The 16766-nt window shown below is 66.8% G+C and carries 11 protein-coding genes, 1 pseudogene and 1 riboswitch; of the genes and pseudogenes, 2 read left to right on the forward strand and 10 right to left on the reverse strand.

Features of this window, described 5'->3' with window-relative positions:
- Positions 1–453: 453 nt before the first annotated feature.
- The 9 genes from leuB to ilvC form a co-directional block, all read right to left on the reverse strand.
- A complete protein-coding gene (gene leuB / locus ICJ04_RS03860; RefSeq protein ID WP_188326239.1) occupies positions 454–1518 on the reverse strand; it encodes a 3-isopropylmalate dehydrogenase in 1065 nt (354 codons plus the stop codon).
- Positions 1508–2086 (reverse strand): 3-isopropylmalate dehydratase small subunit, encoded by a 579-nt coding sequence (leuD, locus tag ICJ04_RS03865; protein ID WP_188326240.1) that lies wholly within the window; start codon positions 2084–2086, stop codon positions 1508–1510. Before leuD ends, leuB begins: the two co-directional genes overlap by 11 nt.
- Entirely contained in the window at positions 2086–3504 is a 1419-nt protein-coding gene (gene leuC, locus ICJ04_RS03870) for a 3-isopropylmalate dehydratase large subunit (protein WP_188326241.1), read from the reverse strand. The genes leuD and leuC overlap by 1 nt, the downstream gene beginning before the upstream one ends.
- Before the next feature lie 61 nt (positions 3505–3565).
- On the reverse strand, positions 3566–4345 hold the full coding sequence (locus tag ICJ04_RS03875; protein ID WP_188326242.1) for a class I SAM-dependent methyltransferase: 780 nt from the start codon (positions 4343–4345) through the stop codon (positions 3566–3568).
- A 10-nt stretch (positions 4346–4355) separates the two neighbouring features.
- Positions 4356–5939, reverse strand: coding sequence for a 2-isopropylmalate synthase (locus tag ICJ04_RS03880; protein ID WP_188326243.1), 1584 nt, complete (start codon positions 5937–5939; stop codon positions 4356–4358).
- On the reverse strand, positions 5936–7036 hold the full coding sequence (locus ICJ04_RS03885; RefSeq protein WP_188326244.1) for a threonine dehydratase: 1101 nt from the start codon (positions 7034–7036) through the stop codon (positions 5936–5938). Before ICJ04_RS03885 ends, ICJ04_RS03880 begins: the two co-directional genes overlap by 4 nt.
- A gap of 87 nt (positions 7037–7123) precedes the next feature.
- Positions 7124–7372, reverse strand: a complete 249-nt coding sequence (locus ICJ04_RS03890; protein ID WP_188326245.1) for an ACT domain-containing protein — start codon at positions 7370–7372, stop codon at positions 7124–7126.
- Positions 7356–9092: an acetolactate synthase 2 catalytic subunit gene (gene ilvG / locus ICJ04_RS03895; RefSeq protein WP_188326246.1), complete on the reverse strand. Its 1737-nt coding sequence runs from the start codon at positions 9090–9092 to the stop codon at positions 7356–7358. The genes ICJ04_RS03890 and ilvG overlap by 17 nt, the downstream gene beginning before the upstream one ends.
- 39 nt (positions 9093–9131) lie before the next feature.
- A complete protein-coding gene (ilvC, locus tag ICJ04_RS03900; RefSeq protein ID WP_188326247.1) occupies positions 9132–10106 on the reverse strand; it encodes a ketol-acid reductoisomerase in 975 nt (324 codons plus the stop codon).
- A gap of 508 nt (positions 10107–10614) precedes the next feature.
- Here ilvC and ggt point away from each other — a divergent pair.
- Positions 10615–12336, forward strand: coding sequence for a gamma-glutamyltransferase (ggt, locus tag ICJ04_RS03905; protein ID WP_342589184.1), 1722 nt, complete (start codon positions 10615–10617; stop codon positions 12334–12336).
- A 644-nt stretch (positions 12337–12980) separates the two neighbouring features.
- Here ggt and ICJ04_RS03910 read toward each other — a convergent pair.
- Positions 12981–14558 carry a BCCT family transporter gene (locus ICJ04_RS03910; protein ID WP_188327191.1) on the reverse strand — a complete coding sequence of 526 codons (1578 nt, stop codon included), beginning with the start codon at positions 14556–14558 and terminating at the stop codon, positions 12981–12983.
- Between the two features lie 198 nt (positions 14559–14756).
- Positions 14757–14858: riboswitch (TPP riboswitch) on the forward strand.
- Between the two features lie 84 nt (positions 14859–14942).
- Between ICJ04_RS03910 and thiC the strand changes: the two are divergent.
- A pseudogene (thiC, locus tag ICJ04_RS03915) lies at positions 14943–16712 on the forward strand (phosphomethylpyrimidine synthase ThiC); the annotation flags it as partial.
- Positions 16713–16766 lie beyond the last annotated feature (54 nt).

Here is a 16766-nt window from a genome sequence, read left to right on the forward strand (position 1 = left end):
TAGCGCTCGTTTCGCGCCATCCATGGCGCTCAACGCCCCCGCCCAGCCCCACCGCCCGACCCCTGACAGGTTCCGTGGCCGCCCGCCGCGTAATAAAGAAAAAGAAAAAGCGGTAGCGCCGACCCATGGTCGGCGAGCGAAGCGGGCCGTTGGCGGGAATATTCCGCCGACCATGGGTCGGCGCTACCGCGGACCTCGTTGACCCGTCTGGTGGAGGGAGCCCCTGAGTCAGGGGCGGCCGCGAAGCGGCGGGGTGTGGGTGCTGGTGAGACGGGGCCCGCGGTTTGCGAAGCAAAGCGTGGGAGCGGCAGCGCGAATGCGATGACGTGGACCCGTGCCGCGAAGCGGCGGGGTGTGGGTGCTGATGAGACGGGGCCCATGGTTTGCGAAGCAAAGCGTGGGAGCGGCAGCGCGAATGCGATGACGTGGACCCCGGGCGCAGCCCGGCAACCCTTACCCCTGCAGTCGTGCGACCACCGCTGCCGTAGCCTGCTGCGTCGACACCGCCGCACCGGCCGCAGCCAGGTCTGCCGTGAACACACCAGCATCCAGCGCCGCGTGCACCGCCGCTTCCACCGCAGCGGCCTCCGCGTCCAGCCCCAACGAGTGGCGCAGCAGCATCGCCGTGCTGAAGATCGTCGCGTAGGGATTGGCGATGCCCTTGCCGGCAATGTCCGGTGCCGAGCCGTGGATCGGCTCGTAGATGCCGACCGCGCCGGGTTCACCCAGCGATGCGGACGGCAGCAGGCCCAGTGAGCCGGCCAGCATCGACGCTTCGTCCGTCAGGATGTCGCCGAACATGTTCTCGGTCACGATCACGTCGTACTCGCGCGGCTTGGCCAGCAGGTGCATGGCCATCGAATCGACCAGCTGGTGCTCCAGCGACACGTCGGCGAATTCGTCGCGGCCCAGACGGGTGGCGACGTCGCGCCACAGGCGGGAGGTTTCCAGCACGTTGGCCTTGTCCACCGACGTGACCTTGCCGCGACGCTGGCGTGCCAGCTGGAACGCGCTGCGCAGCACGCGCTCGATCTCCACCACGCTGTAGCTGCACAGGTCGCTGGCCGCATCCGCGGTGCGGGTCTTTTCACCGAAATAGATGCCGCCGGTCAGCTCGCGTACCACCACGAAGTCGACGCCGCGCAGCAGCTCGGGCTTGATCGGCGAAGCGTGCAGCGCGGCTTCGTGCGTGCGAACCGGGCGCAGGTTCGCATACAGCCCCAGCGCCCTGCGGATTGCCAACAGGCCCTGCTCGGGTCGCACGGTGGCGTTGGGATCGGACCACTTCGGGCCGCCGACGGCGCCCAGCAGGATCGCGTCGGCCGCACGGCAGGCATCCAGGGTGCTGGCCGGCAGCGGCGCGCCATGGCGATCAATGGCGATGCCGCCGATGTCGTGTTCCTTGAAGCTGAAGCTGTGATGGAAACGGGTGGCAATGGCTTCCAGCACGGCGACACCGGCAGCAGCTACTTCCGGGCCGATGCCATCACCGGGCAATACGACGATCTCAGCGTGCATGTTCACTCTCGTAACGTTCAATGTCGGGGACACGGCCCAGCAGGTAGCCCAACTGGTCGACACCTTCCAGCAGACAGGTCTGCGAGAAGCCGTCCAGCGGGAACGTGTAGACGCGACCATCGGGGGTGCGGACCTCGCGCGCGGCGATGTCCAGGGTCAGGATATCGTCCGGGCGCTGCATCAGCGCCTGCACGTCGGCCTCGTCCAACACCACCGGCAGCAGGCCGTTCTTCAGCGCGTTGCCCCGGAAGATATCCGCGATCTCGCTGCTGATGATCGCGCGCAGGCCGAGATCGGTGAGGGCCCACGGCGCATGCTCGCGCGAGGAGCCGCAGCCGAAGTTGCGGCCGGCCAGCAGGATGCTGCGGCCTGCATTCTCTGGCTGGTTGAAGGCGAAATCCGGATTGGGCGTGCCGTCGGCGGCCCAGCGCCAGTCATTGAAGGCATTGCGGCCCAGGCCGGCACGCTCGGTCGTGGACAGGAAGCGCGCCGGGATGATCTGGTCGGTATCGATGTTGGTCTGGCGCAGCACCACGCTGGCCGAGCTCAGGGTACGGAAGCCGGGCATCACGCCACCTCCTGGGTGAACAGGTCACGGACGTCGGCAACGTGGCCGTTCACCGCCGCCCACGCGGCGGTCATCGGCGAAGCCAGCAGGGTGCGCGAGCCGGGCCCTTGGCGCCCCTCGAAATTGCGGTTGCTGGTACTCACCGCCAGTTGGCCCGGCGCGACCAGATCGCCGTTCATGGCGATGCACATCGAACAGCCCGGTTCGCGCCACTCGGCCCCGGCCGCACGCACGATCGCGTCGATGCCTTCGGCTTCGGCCTGGCGCTTGACGATCTCCGAACCGGGGACCACCAGCATGCGCACGCGGTCGGCCACGCGACGGCCCTGCAGCACGTGCGCGACTTCGCGCATGTCGCTCAGGCGGCCATTGGTGCAGGAGCCGACGAAGACCACGTCCACCGGCGTGTCTTCGAGGGTGTCTCCGGCATGAAACTGCATGTAGTCCAGACCCTTCTGCGCGGCGGCATCGTGGGCGGCGGGAATCGGTGCATCCACGGCGATGGCCGTGCCGGGATGCGTGCCCCAGGTCAATGTGGGGCGGATGTCCGCCGCATCGATCGACACCTCGGCATCGAAACGTGCGCCGTCATCGCTGCGTAACTGCGACCAGCGCGCCACGGCGGCATCGAAATCAGCCCCCTTGGGCCCGCGCGGGGTGGCGGCGACCCAGTCGAAGGTGATCTGGTCCGGGGCCACCATGCCGGCGCGTGCACCGGCTTCGATGGACATGTTGCACAGGGTCATGCGCTGTTCCATGTCCATGGCGGCGATGGTGCTGCCGCGGAACTCCAGCACGTGGCCGGTGCCACCGTTGACGCCGATCACGCCGATGATGTGCAGGACCACGTCCTTGGCACCTACGCCGGGGGGGAGGGCGCCCTCGACGGTGATCGCCATCGTTTTGGCCTTGCGCTGCAGCAGGCACTGCGTAGCGAGCACGTGGCCGACTTCGCTGGTGCCGATGCCGAAGGCCAGCGCACCGAAGGCGCCGTGCGTGGAGGTATGGCTGTCGCCGCAGACGATGGTCATGCCGGGCTGGGTGAAGCCCTGCTCCGGCGCGATGACATGCACGATGCCGCGGCTGGCCGAGGCCATGTCGAACAGTTCAACCCCGTACTCGGCGCAGTTGCGCGCCAGCATCGCCACCTGGGCTTCGGAGGCGGCGCTGGCGTAGGGCAGGGAGCCATCGGCGCGCGCGGGCAGCGTCGGCGTGGAGTGGTCCATGGTGCCCTTGGTGAGGTCGGGCCGGCGCGGCGACAGACCGCGTTCGCGCAGCTCGGTGAACGCCTGCGGCGAGGTGACCTCGTGGATCAGGTGCAGGTCGATGTACAGCACGGCAGGTGCGCTGTCGGATTCGGGTACGACCACGTGGGTGTCCCACAGTTTGTCGTACAGGGTGCGGGGTGCGGGGGTCATGCGATGGCCTGGCAGGTTGATACGGTGGTGAACATCAAGGCAGAACGGGAAACGGTCAAGGTCAGCGGCGACGCGCGAGCACCCGCAGGCGCACATAGTCGGCCAACGGCTGTCCGGACGCATCCCGGGGCAGTTCGCTGAGCAGTGCGGCGGCGCCCTCGCGCACGCGCGCGGCTGCGCCAGGCGGCAGGTCATCCAGGAAGGGGCTGGCGAACACGCGCAGCCAGCCTTCGATGCCGGTGGGCAGGGGCGTGGGGCGCTCGATCAGTTCGGCGAACTGCACATGGAATCCATGCTGGCGCAGGCGGTCGCTGTAGGTGTCAGCGGTAGGGAAGTACCAGGCGAACGGGCTTTCGCCATGACCATGGGCCACGCGTGCGGCCTGGATGGCACCGACGATGGTGGCCACGTTGCCCTGTCCCCCGAATTCGGCGACGAAGCGTCCGCCGGGCTTCAACGCGCGGCGCACGCCGGCCAGAACGCGGTCCGGCTCGCGCATCCAGTGCAGTGCTGCATTGCTGAACACCGCATCGAACTCTCCGTCGAATGTCAGGGCATGGCCGTCCATCACCTGCGCGTCCAGGCCACGTGCACGGGAGGCGATCACCAGTTCGGGTGATGCGTCGACGCCGGTGATCCGGGCGCCGGTCAGCGCCAGTTCGGTACTGAGCACGCCGTCCCCGCAGCCCAGGTCGAGCACGCGTTCGCCGCTGCGCGCGTCGAGCAGGCGTGCCACGGCACCGCCGAGCACCGGAACGAACCCGGCATCGATGGCGTAGTCCTGCGCGTTCCAGCGCTGGCCGGCATCCACAGGTGGCGCGGCGGTGTCGAAAGCGTTCATCGAAGTGTCCTCAGGCCGTGGCGGGGTGGGGGGCTTCGTTGCTGGCCGCAACGGCATCGCGCTGGCGCAGCAGTCGATTGGCGACGTCCAGCCACGCCAGGGCGGAGGCTTCGATGATGTCGCGGCTGGTGCCGGTCCCCTCGAAGACCTCATCGCCGTTGCGCACACTCAGGTTGGCCTCGCCGCGCGCATCGGCACCGATGCCCACGCTGTGTACCTGGTAGCTGTCCAGCTGCAGGCTGACGCCGGTGGCCGAGGACAGCGCGCCGAACAGCGCATCCACCGGTCCGTCGCCCTGGGCGGTCTCGGCCACGCGGTTGCCATCGGCGTCGGACAGTTCGACCAGCGCATTGGCACGGCTGCCGACATCGCTGATGGTCATCGAGGCCAGGCGATAGCCGGGGGCGCTGGCACCGCCCTGCATCAGCGTCTGCAGGTCCGGGTCGGTGACCACGCGCTGCTGCTCGCACAACGCCTTGAACTGCTCGAACACCAGCTTCAGCTCGTCTTCTTCCAGCCAGAAGCCCAGTGCGCGCAGACGCTGCTCGACGGCCGCGCGGCCGCTGTGGCGACCCAGCACCATCTGCGAATCCTCCCAGCCCACGTCTTCGGGCCGCATGATTTCGTACGTGCCGCGATGACGCAGCATGCCGTGCTGGTGGATGCCCGATTCATGCGCGAACGCGTTGGCGCCGACGATGGCCTTGTTGCGCTGCACCGGCATGCCGACCAGCCGCTGCAGCAGCTGCGAGGTGGATACGATGCGCTGGGTGTTGATCGCGGTGTCCTGCTCGTAGAAGGCCTGTCGCACCTTCAGCGCCATGGCGATTTCTTCCACGGCACAATTGCCGGCGCGCTCGCCGATGCCGTTCACCGTGCACTCCACCTGGCGTGCGCCGCCTTCGATGGCGGCCAGCGAGTTGGCCACGGCCAGTCCCAGGTCGTTGTGACAGTGGGTGCTGAACACCACGCGGTCGGCGCCGGCGACGTCGGCTACACCGGCGATGACCTGCTGGAACATCGCGCGGATCTCTTCCGGGGTGGTGAAGCCCACGGTGTCGGGCAGGTTGATGGTGGTGGCCCCGGCGGCGATGGCGACGCGTGATACCTCGATCAGGTAATCCAGTTCGGTGCGGGTTGCATCCTCAGCGGAGAACTCGACATCGTCGATGTACGAGCGCGCCAGCGCCACGTGCTTGCGCACCGACTCCAGCACCTGTTCGCGGGTCATGCGCAGCTTGTGCTCACGGTGCAGCGGGCTGGTGGACAGGAACACGTGCAGGCGCGGATGCGCCGCCGAGTCCAGCGAGCGTACCGAGGTTTCGATGTCAGCGGCCAGGCAGCGCGACAGCACGGCCAGGATGGGGCGTTGCACATCACGGCCGATCATCGTCATTGCTTCGCGGTCGGACTGCGAACTGGCCGGGAAACCGGTTTCGATCACATCCACGCCCAGCTCGTCCAGCGCGCGCGCCATCACCAGCTTCTGCTGCGGGCTCATGCTGCAGCCCGGGGACTGTTCACCGTCGCGCAGGGTGGTGTCGAAGATGCGGATGCGCGGCGGGGTAATTCGTTCGATGGTCGGCGTGTTCATGGGGAGGTCTCCTCGACAACGGGCAGTGCGGCGTTCAAATGGGAAGGGGAAGCAGCAGGTTTCAAAGGGGGAAGGGCGACCGCCATGGCGGGCGCTCGCAGGGTTTCAGGGCGACGGCGGCGCGGCTTGCGCGGCGCGCGCGGGCGCACGTCGGTCAGCAGGCCGGCCAGCACGGAGGCATCGATGTTGCCGCCGGAGACGACGGCAAATTTCCGGCGGCCGGCGACGCGGCGGCCAGCAGCCAGCGCGAGCGCACCGGCGCCTTCGGCGATCAGGTTCTCTTCCAGGGCCAGCCGCACCAAGGTCTCGCGCAGTTCGGCTTCGCGCACGATCACCACGTCGTCCAGCAGGGAGGCACACAGGCGACGGGTCAGGAAGCCGGGGATCTTCACCCGCACGCCGTCAGCCAGTGACGCAACGGGTGCGATGGGGCGGATGTCACCGCGCATGGCGCGGGCCATCGAATCGACGCCCTCGACCTGTGCGCCGACGATGCGAACGCCCTGCGACTTCAGCGCCAGTGCGACGCCGGAGGCCAGGCCGCCGCCGCCAATGGGGACGATCACCACGTCCGGTGCATAGGGGGCCAGTTCAATGCCGACCGTGCCCTGGCCGGCGATGACATCGGCGTCGTCGAACGCAGACAGGAAGCGATAGTCGTGCTGCTTGGCCAGCTCCACGGCGAATGCCCACGCATCGTCGTAGCTGTCGCCGTGCTGGCGGACGGTGGCGCCCCAATGGGCCACGCCCGCGATCTTGTTGGCCGGTGCGCCATGGGGCATCACGGTGATCGCCTTTACGCCCAGCCGGTGTGCGGCCCACGCCACGCCCTGGGCATGGTTGCCCGCCGAAGCGCAGATCACCGGCCGCGCGTCGCCGCGCTCGCGCCCGGCCAGCAGCGCGTTCAGTGCGCCGCGCACCTTGTAGGAGCCGGTGCGCTGCAGGTTCTCCAGCTTCAGCCAGGTGCCGAAGCGCTCTGCATGGTGCAGCGGCGTCGGCGGCAGGAAGCGGCGCAGGCGGGCCTGCGCGGCCAGCACGTCGGCGACGGTTACATCGCCTACGTCGGGCTCGCTGGCAGCGCGGTCAGGGGCGGGCATGACGATCCACGCGCGGCGCGAACGGTGACGGCGGCGGGCGGCGAAGAAGACGCCCCCGTGCCAGCACCCCATTGGAGGTGCGGGCGTTCATGCGGCGACTCCCAGTGCGGTGACCTGCACCGAGACGCAGTCGTAGATCTTTTCGATCTGGCGGCACAGCGTCTCCGGCGGGCGCGTACCGTCCACCACCAACTGCAGGTGCCAGCGGCCCTGGTCCTGCGCATCGGGGGCGCCATGGATGGCGCGCGGTGCGAAGCCACGGCGCTCGGCCATGCCGATCACCCGCAGCAGGGCACCTTCGGCCGGGTGCAGCACCAGATCAAGCCGGTATTGCATTGGGGGTCTCCTGGCTGACATGGGCGGGGTTGGATTCCAGCATCGTGCTGTTGGCGGTGTTCGGTGGCACCAGTGGCCAGACATTCGCCCGCGCATCAATGCCGACATGCAGCAGCGCCGGGCCCGGCTCGGCGAGCAGCGCGGCCAGGCCGCCTTCGACATCGTCACGCGCATCGATGCGTGTGGCGGCAATGCCGAACACCTTGGCCAAGGCGACGAAATCGGGATTGTCGGACAGGTCGATCTCGCTGTAGCGCTCGGCGAAGAACAGCTCCTGCCACTGCCGGACCATGCCCAGCGAGCTGTTGTCCAGCAGCACGATCTTCACCGGCAGGCGGCAGCGGGCGATGGTGGTCAGCTCCTGGACGTTCATCATGAAGCTGCCATCGCCGGACACCAGCACCACGGTGCGGTCGGGGCAGGCGAACTGCGCGCCCATCGCCGCCGGCAGGCCGAAGCCCATCGTGCCCAGGGCGCCGCTGGTCAGGTGGTTGCGCGGATGGTTGAAGCGGCAATGCTGGGCGACCCACATCTGGTGCTGGCCGACATCGCAGGCGATCACGGCATCGGCCGGCGCCAGTTCACTCAGCCGCTTCAGCAGCGCCGGAGCGTAGATGTGCTTGCCAGGGGCGTCGTAGCGCGCAATGAATTTCTCGCGGTTCTGCGCGCAGCGCGCACGCCATGCGGCGTGGTTGGCCAGCGGCGCCGGGAAGGCCGCGTGCAGGGCACGGATGGCATGGGCCACGTTGCCGGGCACGGCGATGTCAGCCGTGCGCAGCTTCGAGATTTCATAGGCGTCCGCGTCGATGTGCACGACCCGGGCGAACGGTGCGAACTCCGCCAGCTTGCCGGTGGCGCGGTCATCGAAACGTGCGCCCAGCACCAGCAGCAGATCGGCTTCCTGGGTGGCCATGTTGGCCGCCCGGGTGCCGTGCATGCCCAGCATGCCCAGCGACTGCGGATGGCCGGCGGGCAGGGCGCCCAGGCCGCGCAGGGTCAGCACGGCAGGGATGCCGCTGGCCTCGGCGAAATCGCGCAGCGCCTGCACCGCATCACCCAGGGCGATGCCGCCGCCGGCATAGATCACCGGCTTTTCCGCCGCGGCGATCGCGGCGATGGCGTCGGCGATGGCCTGCTCGGCGGGAGCCGGCGGCGGCTCCACGGCGGCCGGCACGTGCGCCGGCAGATGGCTGGCGTCGGCGACCTGCACATCCTTGGGCAGGTCGATCAGCACCGGCCCGGGGCGACCCTCACGGGCGATGCGGAAGGCATCGGCGACCACGCGCGGCAGATCATCGACGCTGCGGACCAGCCAGCTGTGCTTGACGATCGGCAGGGTCAGCCCGAACACGTCCAGTTCCTGGAACGCGTCGGTGCCCAGCAGCGGCGTGGCGACCTGGCCGGTGATGCAGACCATCGGGACCGAATCCAGCATCGCATCGGCGATGCCGGTAATCAGGTTGGAGGCACCCGGTCCGGAGGTGGCGATGCACACCCCGACGCGGCCGCTGGCACGGGCGAAGCCATTGGCAGCCAGCGCAGCGCCCTGTTCGTGGCGGACCAGCACGTGTTTCAGCTGCGAATCCACCAGTGCATCGTAGAACGGCATGATGGTGCCACCGGGGTAGCCGAACAGCGTCTGCACGCCTTCGGCCTCCAGGGCCTGGGTCAGCCAGCGCGCGCCGTTGGGCGGCGCGCTGCGTGGTGCGGGGTTGTTCATGGGAAACCTTGCAGAGCGGGTGGGGGAGGGCCGCGCGGGTTACGCGGCCTGACCTTGCAACCAGACCATCTTGGCGCGCAGTTCCTTGCCTACCTTCTCGATGGGGTGATCCAGGTCGGCCTGCTTGAACTTGTTGTAGTTCGGCAGGCCCGCTTCGTACTCGGCCACCCAGTTCTTGGTGAAGGTGCCATCCTGGATGTCCTTCAGGACTTCCTTCATGCGCTCCTTGGTGCCGGCATCGATCACCCGCGGGCCACTGACGTAGTCGCCGTACTGCGCCGTCTCGGAGATGAACTCGAGCATCCGCGAGATACCGCCTTCGTAGAACAGGTCGACGATCAGCTTCAGCTCGTGCAGCACCTCGTAGTAGGCGATCTCCGGCTGGTAGCCGGCTTCGACCAGCGTCTCGAATCCTGCCTGCACCAACGCCGAGGCACCGCCGCACAGCACGGCCTGCTCGCCGAACAGATCCGTCTCGGTCTCTTCCTTGAACGTGGTCTGGATCAGGTTGGCGCGCGCGCCACCCAGGCCGGTGGCATAGGCCAACGCATGCGTGGCGGCGTTACCGCTGCGGTCCTGGTGGACGGCCCAGATGCACGGTACGCCGCGGCCGATCTCGTATTCGCGACGGACCAGCGCACCCGGTCCCTTGGGCGCGACCAGCACCACGTCCAGGTCATCGCGTGGGGTGATCATGTCGAAATGCACGTTCAGGCCATGCGCGAACAGCAGTACCGCGCCCTGTTTCATGTTCGGCGCCAGCACGTCCTCGTAGAGCTTCTTCTGCACCATGTCCGGGGTCAGCACGGCGACCAGGTCCGCGTCCTTGACGGCCTCCGCCGGTGCCTTGACGGTGAAACCATCGGCCTGTGCCTTTACTTCGGTCGGACCGCCGGGGCGCAGGCCCACCACCACGTCGAAGCCGGATTCGCGCAGGTTCAGCGCATGCGCGCGGCCCTGGCTGCCGTAGCCGACGACAGCGATCTTGGTCTGGGGCAGGTCGTTGGTGCTCATCGTGGTGGTTCCTTGCAGAGGTGTTGGGTGAGGAGGGAGGGTGTTGCCATGTTCTGAAACGAAAAAACCCGCGCCGGGACCGGTGCGGGTTCTGATCGAGTACCTGTGTGTCTGTTGCTTACACGCTGGCTCGTCCCGCTCCGGTGGGCTGGCTAATAAGTACGAGTACGAGGAGCGAACGCAGCGAGGCGGCGCCGGTGATGGCGGGCTCGGAGTTCGTCGGCGGTGGCGTGTGGCGCTGCAACATGGGTTCGAGGAAAACATGCGCAACGGGGTCTGTCAACCCTTCGCGGAACATGCGGATTGGTTACCCGTGCATCCATGCGAAACCCTTGTCTGGCCTGCATTGTTGCGCCTGAAACGACCTGCCGGCCATGGTCGCGCAGGCGTCGATCGCCTCATCCGCGCGATATCCCCAGCACCCACCTTCCCAGGGTGACCTATGCCGCATAGGCAGCAGCACGCAGACGCGCGACTATCGATCATCTTCCTCATGGATGCCCTCGACGTGACCCGACGAATTGCCCGCGGCCTGCTCGCCGCCGCCCTGCTTGCTGCCTTGCCGACACTGTCCTTGGCGGCTGATCGCATTACCGGCCAGGGGTTTGCCACCCGCTCGGAGGTGATCGCCCCGCACGCGATGGCCGCCACCTCGCAGCCGCTTGCGACGCAGATTGCGTTGGATGTGATGAAGAACGGCGGCAGCGCCGTTGATGCGGCCATTGCGGCCAATGCCGCGCTGGGCCTGATGGAGCCCACCGGCAATGGGGTAGGCGGTGATCTGTTTGCGATCGTGTGGGATCCGAAAACGCAGAAACTGCATGGTTATAACGGCTCGGGGCGTTCACCCCGTTCGCTTACCCTGGCGGAGTTCAAGCGCCGTGGACTGAAGGAAATTCCGGCCACGGGTCCGTTGCCGGTGTCGGTCCCGGGTGCGGTGGATGGCTGGTTCGCGCTGCACGAACGGTTCGGCCGCAAGCCGATGGCGGACAACCTGGCGCCGGCGATCCGCTACGCGCGCGAAGGCCATCCAGTCGCTGAAGTGATCGCCTACTACTGGGATCGCTCCGTGCCGCGCCTGTCCGTGTATCCGGGATTCAAGGAGCAGTTCACGGTGGACGGCCATGCCCCGCGCAAGGGCGACATGTGGAAGAACCCCAACCTGGCCGACACGCTGCAGAAGATCGCCGACGGCGGGCGTGATGCGTTCTACAAGGGCGACATCGCGCGCACCATCGATACCTATTTCAAGGCCAACGGCGGCTACCTGAGCTTCGATGACATGGCCGCGCACCACGGGGAATGGATCGAGCCGGTCAGCAGCAACTATCGCGGCTTCGATGTCTGGGAGCTGCCGCCCAACAGCCAGGGCATCGCCGCGCTGCAGATCCTCAACGTGCTGGAAGGGTACGATTTCTCGAAGATTCCGTTTGGCTCGCCCGAGCATGTGCACCTGTTCGTCGAGGCGAAGAAACTGGCGTTCGCCGATCGCGCGCGCTTCTATGCCGACATGGCATTCCAGCCCGCCGCACCGGTGGCCAGGCTGATTTCCAAGGAGTACGCGGCCCACCGACGCGCGCTGATTTCGATGGACAAGGCATTGAAGGAAGTACAGCCGGGCACGCCGAAGCAACTGGAGGAAGGCGATACGATCTATCTGACCGTCGCCGATGCGGACGGGATGATGGTCTCGCTGATCCAGTCGAATTACCGCGGAATGGGCAGCGGCATGGCCCCGCCGGGGCTGGGGTTCATCCTGCAGGACCGTGGCGAAATGTTCGTGCTGCAGAAGGATCATCCCAACGGGTATGCGCCGGGCAAGCGGCCCTTCCAGACGATCATCCCGGGCTTCATCACCAAGGACGGCAAGCCGTATGCCAGTTTCGGGGTGATGGGCGGTGCGATGCAGCCGCAAGGCCATGCGCAGATCGTGATGAACCTGGTGGACTTCGGCATGAACCTGCAGGAAGCCGGCGATGCGCCGCGGATCCAGCACGAAGGGTCAACCGAGCCGACGGGCCAGGCGACGGCGATGATCGACGGGGGCGAGGTGAACCTGGAGACCGGATTCGCGTATGACACGATCCGGGCGTTGATGCGCAAGGGCCATCGGGTCGTGTTCGCGGACGGTCCGTACGGTGGCTACCAGGCGATCATGCGCGACCCCGATACCGGCGTGTATTACGGCGCGTCGGAGAGCCGCAAGGACGGGCAGGCGGCGGGCTACTGACGTCGAACGGTCGGGCGGTCGAACGGGTGAGACCCCCCTCGCGGTGGGCGCTGACAGCGGGCTGCTTGCTTGGGGCCGGGCGGTGAGGCTGGGCGGTGAGGCTGGGCGGGGTCCGGCAAAAGCCGCTCCTGCGTGCCTCGTTTCGCGCCATCCATGGCGCTCAACGCCCCCGCCCAGCCCCACCGCCCGGCCCCCTGACAGGTTCCGTGGCCGCCCGCCGCGTATGAAAAAAGAGAAAAGCGGTAGCGCTGACCCATGGTCGGCGAGCGCAGCGGGCCGTTGGCGGAAACATTCCGCCGAGCACGGCTCGGCGCTACCGCGATGACGGTATACCGTCGGGTGGAGGGAGCCCCTGAGTCAGGGGCGGCCGCGAAGCGGCGGGGTGTGGGTGCTGGTGAGACGGGGCCCACGGTTTGCGAAGCAAAGCGTGGGAGCGGCAGCGCGAATGCGATGACGTGGACCCGCGCCATGGATGGCGCGAAACGAGGCACGCATGGATGCAGCTCTTGCCGTCCCCCGCCAATCCACCCCGCCCCACCAGCACGCAGCACTGCAGCCGTTGCAGTTGAAGTTGCACTTGCACTTGCAGTTGAAGTGGCTTCAAGCGGGCCGCCGGGCTGCAAGCCCGGCCACCCATCCACAGGTCAGTCGCGCGCTGCGGCCCGTGCCGACTCCTCGCGGGTCTCTTCCTGTGCCGCCATCTCGCGTTCGATCCAGGACTCGATCATGTGCCGCGCGCGCTGCGCCTTGCGCCGCTCACGTGTCCATTCCTCGTCCAGTACGCGGTACAGCGACACCATCACCAGCACCATCAGGAAGGCAAATGGCAATGCGGTGATGGTGATCATTCCCTGCAAGGCTGACAGGCCACCCGCGAGCAGCAGCGCAGCGGCGATGAGCGCCACGGCAACACCCCAGGCAAGCTTGCGCTTCTGCGGTGGGTCGCCGGGCTCGTCCGTGGACATGCTGGCCAGGACCAGCACCGCCGAATCCGCCGAGGTCACGAAGAAGATCATCAGCAGCACCAATGCGACGCTGGAAAGGACCAGTGGCATCGGCAAGCTGTCGAACATGGTGAACAAAACCGTCTCGTACCCGTTGCCCAGTGCTGCCACCAGATCGACATGGCCGAACAGCTGTGACCACAACGCCGTGCCGCCGAATACGGAGAACCAGACAAAGCCGAGCACGGTCGGCGCGATCACTACGCCGATGACGAACTCGCGCACGCTGCGGCCGCGCGAAATGCGTGCGATGAAGGAGCCGACAAAGGGGGCCCAGGCGATCCACCACGCCCAGTAGAAGATGGTCCAGTCCGCCACCCAGGTGCTGCCCGAGAACGGCGACATGCGCAGGCTCATCGTCACCAATTGGTTGAGGTAAGAACCCAACGTGGTGGTGAAGGTGTCGAAGATGAAGCCGGTCGGCCCAAGCACAAGCACCATCGCCAACAACAGCGCGGCCAGGCACAGGTTGAAATTGGACAGCCATTTCACCCCACGGCCCACGCCGCTGAGGGTAGAGGCCATGTACAACACGAACGCCACGGCGATGATGACCATCTGCGTGGGAATGCTGGCGGGGATCCCGAACACCCGCTCCAACCCTGCCGCGATCTGTACGGTGCCGAAGCCCAACGTGGTGGCAACGCCGATGGCGGTGGCGACCACGGCGGCGATGTTGACGACATGACCTATCCAGCCACGATGGTGCCGGCCGATGATGGGCTGCAGCATGTCGCTGACCAGCCCACGTCCATTCCGGTTGAACTGGAACCACGCCATCGCCAGGCCGATCAGCGCGTAGATCGCCCAGGGGTGCAGGCCCCAATGGAAGAAGGCATAGCGCATGGATGCGCGCGCGGCCTCCATCCCCATCGGCTCCAGTCCCTCCGGGGGCTTGGCGAAATGCGAGATGGGTTCTGCAGCGCCCCAGAACACCAGGCCGATACCCATGCCGGCGGCAAACAGCATCGACAACCAGCTGGCCCGGGAAAAATCCGGTTCAGCGTCTTCTCCGCCGATGCGCAGGCTGGCGAAGCGGCCGAATGCGAGATACATGAGAAACGTCAGAGACAGGAACACGACCAGCAGATACAGCCAGCCAACACCGCGGACGACCTCGGCCAGCATGACCTGGACCACTGAATTGAAAGGGCCCGGCATCAAGCCGGCGAGCAGCACCAGTACGGCGACCAGTGCGATGGAAATTCGAAACACCATGAAGGGGCTTCTCCGTTCAGGATATGAGGGAGCGAGCAGAAGCTTGCAGCGCATTGCCAGCGAAAAGCCAGCAATGCAGACGGATTGCCAGCGGTTGGAACCAGAGGGCAGGCGCAGGAACGCGCGGCCGCAGTGTACGTGCTGCATCGTCACGGCGCTGTCAGTGTCGTCGGCGACAACGCTTGTGTGCTGTAATGCGCGCCGAAGCGGGGGTACCGCGGCCATAGGGCTGCGGTTGAGATAGTCCCTTGGAACCTGATCCGGCTGATACCGGCGTAGGGAAGCTTCGCAATGCCGACCGTGCGTGGAGTCCGCCCCTGGCGTGTCCGTGCGCGTGCGCCAGTGCGCCGCCGCTTCGTCCCTGACCTTACTGGACGATGCCCGATGAACGCACCGCGTGACAGCCTGCAGCAGCAGGCACAGCAGCTCTCCGCCGCCGTAACCCGGCCCATTCCCGGATCCCGCAAGGTGCACGTCACGGGGTCCCGCGACGATGTGCAGGTGCCCATGCGCGAAATAACGCTGGCACCCAGCCCGGCGATGTTCGGCGGCGCGGACAATGCGCCGCTGACGGTCTATGACACGTCCGGTCCCTATACCGATCCCGATGTGCGCATCGACCTGTCCCAGGGCCTGCCGGCGCTGCGGGCGGGCTGGGTGGAAGAACGCGGCGATACAGAAGCGCTGCGCCGCGTCACCTCCGCCTTCGGTCGTTCGCGCGAGCTCGACGCGCGCCTGGATGCCGTTCGCTTCGGCTCCCGCAACCCACCGCGCCGTGCGGTCGTCGGCGCCAACGTCACCCAGATGCACTACGCACGGCGCGGCATCATCACCCCGGAGATGGAGTTCGTGGCGATCCGCGAGAACCAGCGGCTGCAGGAGGTGCGGGATGCCGGATTGCTGCAGCAGCATCGCGGGCAGGCCTTTGGTGCCTCGATTCCGCAGACCATCACCCCGGCGTTCGTCCGCGACGAGATCGCACGCGGGCGGGCGGTGCTGCCGAACAACATCAACCATCCGGAAAGTGAGCCGATGATCATCGGCCGTAATTTCCTGACCAAGATCAACGCCAACATCGGCAACAGTGCGGTGTCTTCAGGCATTGCCGAAGAGGTGGAGAAGCTGGTCTGGGCGATCCGCTGGGGCGGCGATACGGTGATGGACCTGTCGACCGGCAAGCACATCCACGAGACACGCGAGTGGATCATCCGCAACTCGCCGGTAGCCATCGGCACTGTGCCGATCTACCAGGCACTGGAAAAGGTCGACGGACAGGCGGAAGCACTCAGCTGGGAAATCTTCCGCGACACGCTGATCGAACAGGCAGAGCAGGGTGTGGACTACTTCACCGTGCACGCGGGCGTACTGCAGCGCCATGTGCCGTTGACCGCCAACCGGGTGACCGGGATCGTCTCGCGCGGTGGCAGCATCCTCGCCAAGTGGTGCCTGGCGCATGGCAAAGAGAACTTCCTCTACACGCACTTCGAAGAGATCTGCGAGATCATGAAGGCCTACGACGTGACGTTCTCGTTGGGTGACGGCCTGCGCCCGGGCTGTATCGCCGACGCCAACGATGCGGCGCAGTTCGCTGAACTGGACACGCTGGGCGAACTGACAAAGATCGCCTGGAAACATGATGTGCAGACGATGATCGAGGGGCCGGGCCACGTGCCGATGCACCTGATCAAGGAGAACATGGACAGGCAGTTGCAGGTGTGCGGCGAAGCACCGTTCTACACCCTGGGGCCGCTGACCACCGATATCGCTCCGGGCTATGACCACATCACCAGTGCGATCGGCGCGGCCATGATCGGCTGGTACGGCACGGCAATGCTCTGCTATGTCACGCCCAAGGAGCACCTGGGGCTGCCGAACCGCGAGGACGTGCGTGACGGCATCATGGCGTACCGCATCGCCGCGCATGCCGCCGACCTGGCCAAGGGCCACCCCGGTGCCCAGGTGCGCGACAACGCCTTGAGCAAGGCGCGGTTCGAATTCCGCTGGCAGGACCAGTTCAATCTCGGCCTGGATCCAGAGAAGGCGAAGTCCTTCCATGACGAGACCCTGCCGAAGGACGCGCACAAGAGTGCCCATTTCTGTTCGATGTGCGGGCCGCACTTCTGCTCCATGAAGATCAGCCAGGAGGTGCGTGACCAGGCTGGATGACCCCATCACGCCCTTCATGGGTATGCTGCCGCGATCGCTCCG

This window comes from Stenotrophomonas sp. 169 (assembly GCF_014621775.1).
Classification (GTDB): domain Bacteria; phylum Pseudomonadota; class Gammaproteobacteria; order Xanthomonadales; family Xanthomonadaceae; genus Stenotrophomonas.

Bases quoted from the DNA above. Each gene is read 5' to 3' on its own strand.
- ICJ04_RS03875 (WP_188326242.1), bottom strand. From the start codon at position 4,345: ATGAACGCTTTCGACACCGCCGCGCCACCTGTGGATGCCGGCCAGCGC.
- ICJ04_RS03880 (WP_188326243.1), bottom strand. From the start codon at position 5,939: ATGAACACGCCGACCATCGAACGAATTACCCCGCCGCGCATCCGCATC.
- leuB (WP_188326239.1), bottom strand. From the start codon at position 1,518: ATGCACGCTGAGATCGTCGTATTGCCCGGTGATGGCATCGGCCCGGAA.
- ICJ04_RS03910 (WP_188327191.1), bottom strand. From the start codon at position 14,558: ATGGTGTTTCGAATTTCCATCGCACTGGTCGCCGTACTGGTGCTGCTC.
- ilvC (WP_188326247.1), bottom strand. From the start codon at position 10,106: ATGAGCACCAACGACCTGCCCCAGACCAAGATCGCTGTCGTCGGCTAC.
- leuD (WP_188326240.1), bottom strand. From the start codon at position 2,086: ATGCCCGGCTTCCGTACCCTGAGCTCGGCCAGCGTGGTGCTGCGCCAG.
- ICJ04_RS03890 (WP_188326245.1), bottom strand. From the start codon at position 7,372: ATGCAATACCGGCTTGATCTGGTGCTGCACCCGGCCGAAGGTGCCCTG.
- ilvG (WP_188326246.1), bottom strand. From the start codon at position 9,092: ATGAACAACCCCGCACCACGCAGCGCGCCGCCCAACGGCGCGCGCTGG.
- leuC (WP_188326241.1), bottom strand. From the start codon at position 3,504: ATGACCCCCGCACCCCGCACCCTGTACGACAAACTGTGGGACACCCAC.
- ICJ04_RS03885 (WP_188326244.1), bottom strand. From the start codon at position 7,036: ATGCCCGCCCCTGACCGCGCTGCCAGCGAGCCCGACGTAGGCGATGTA.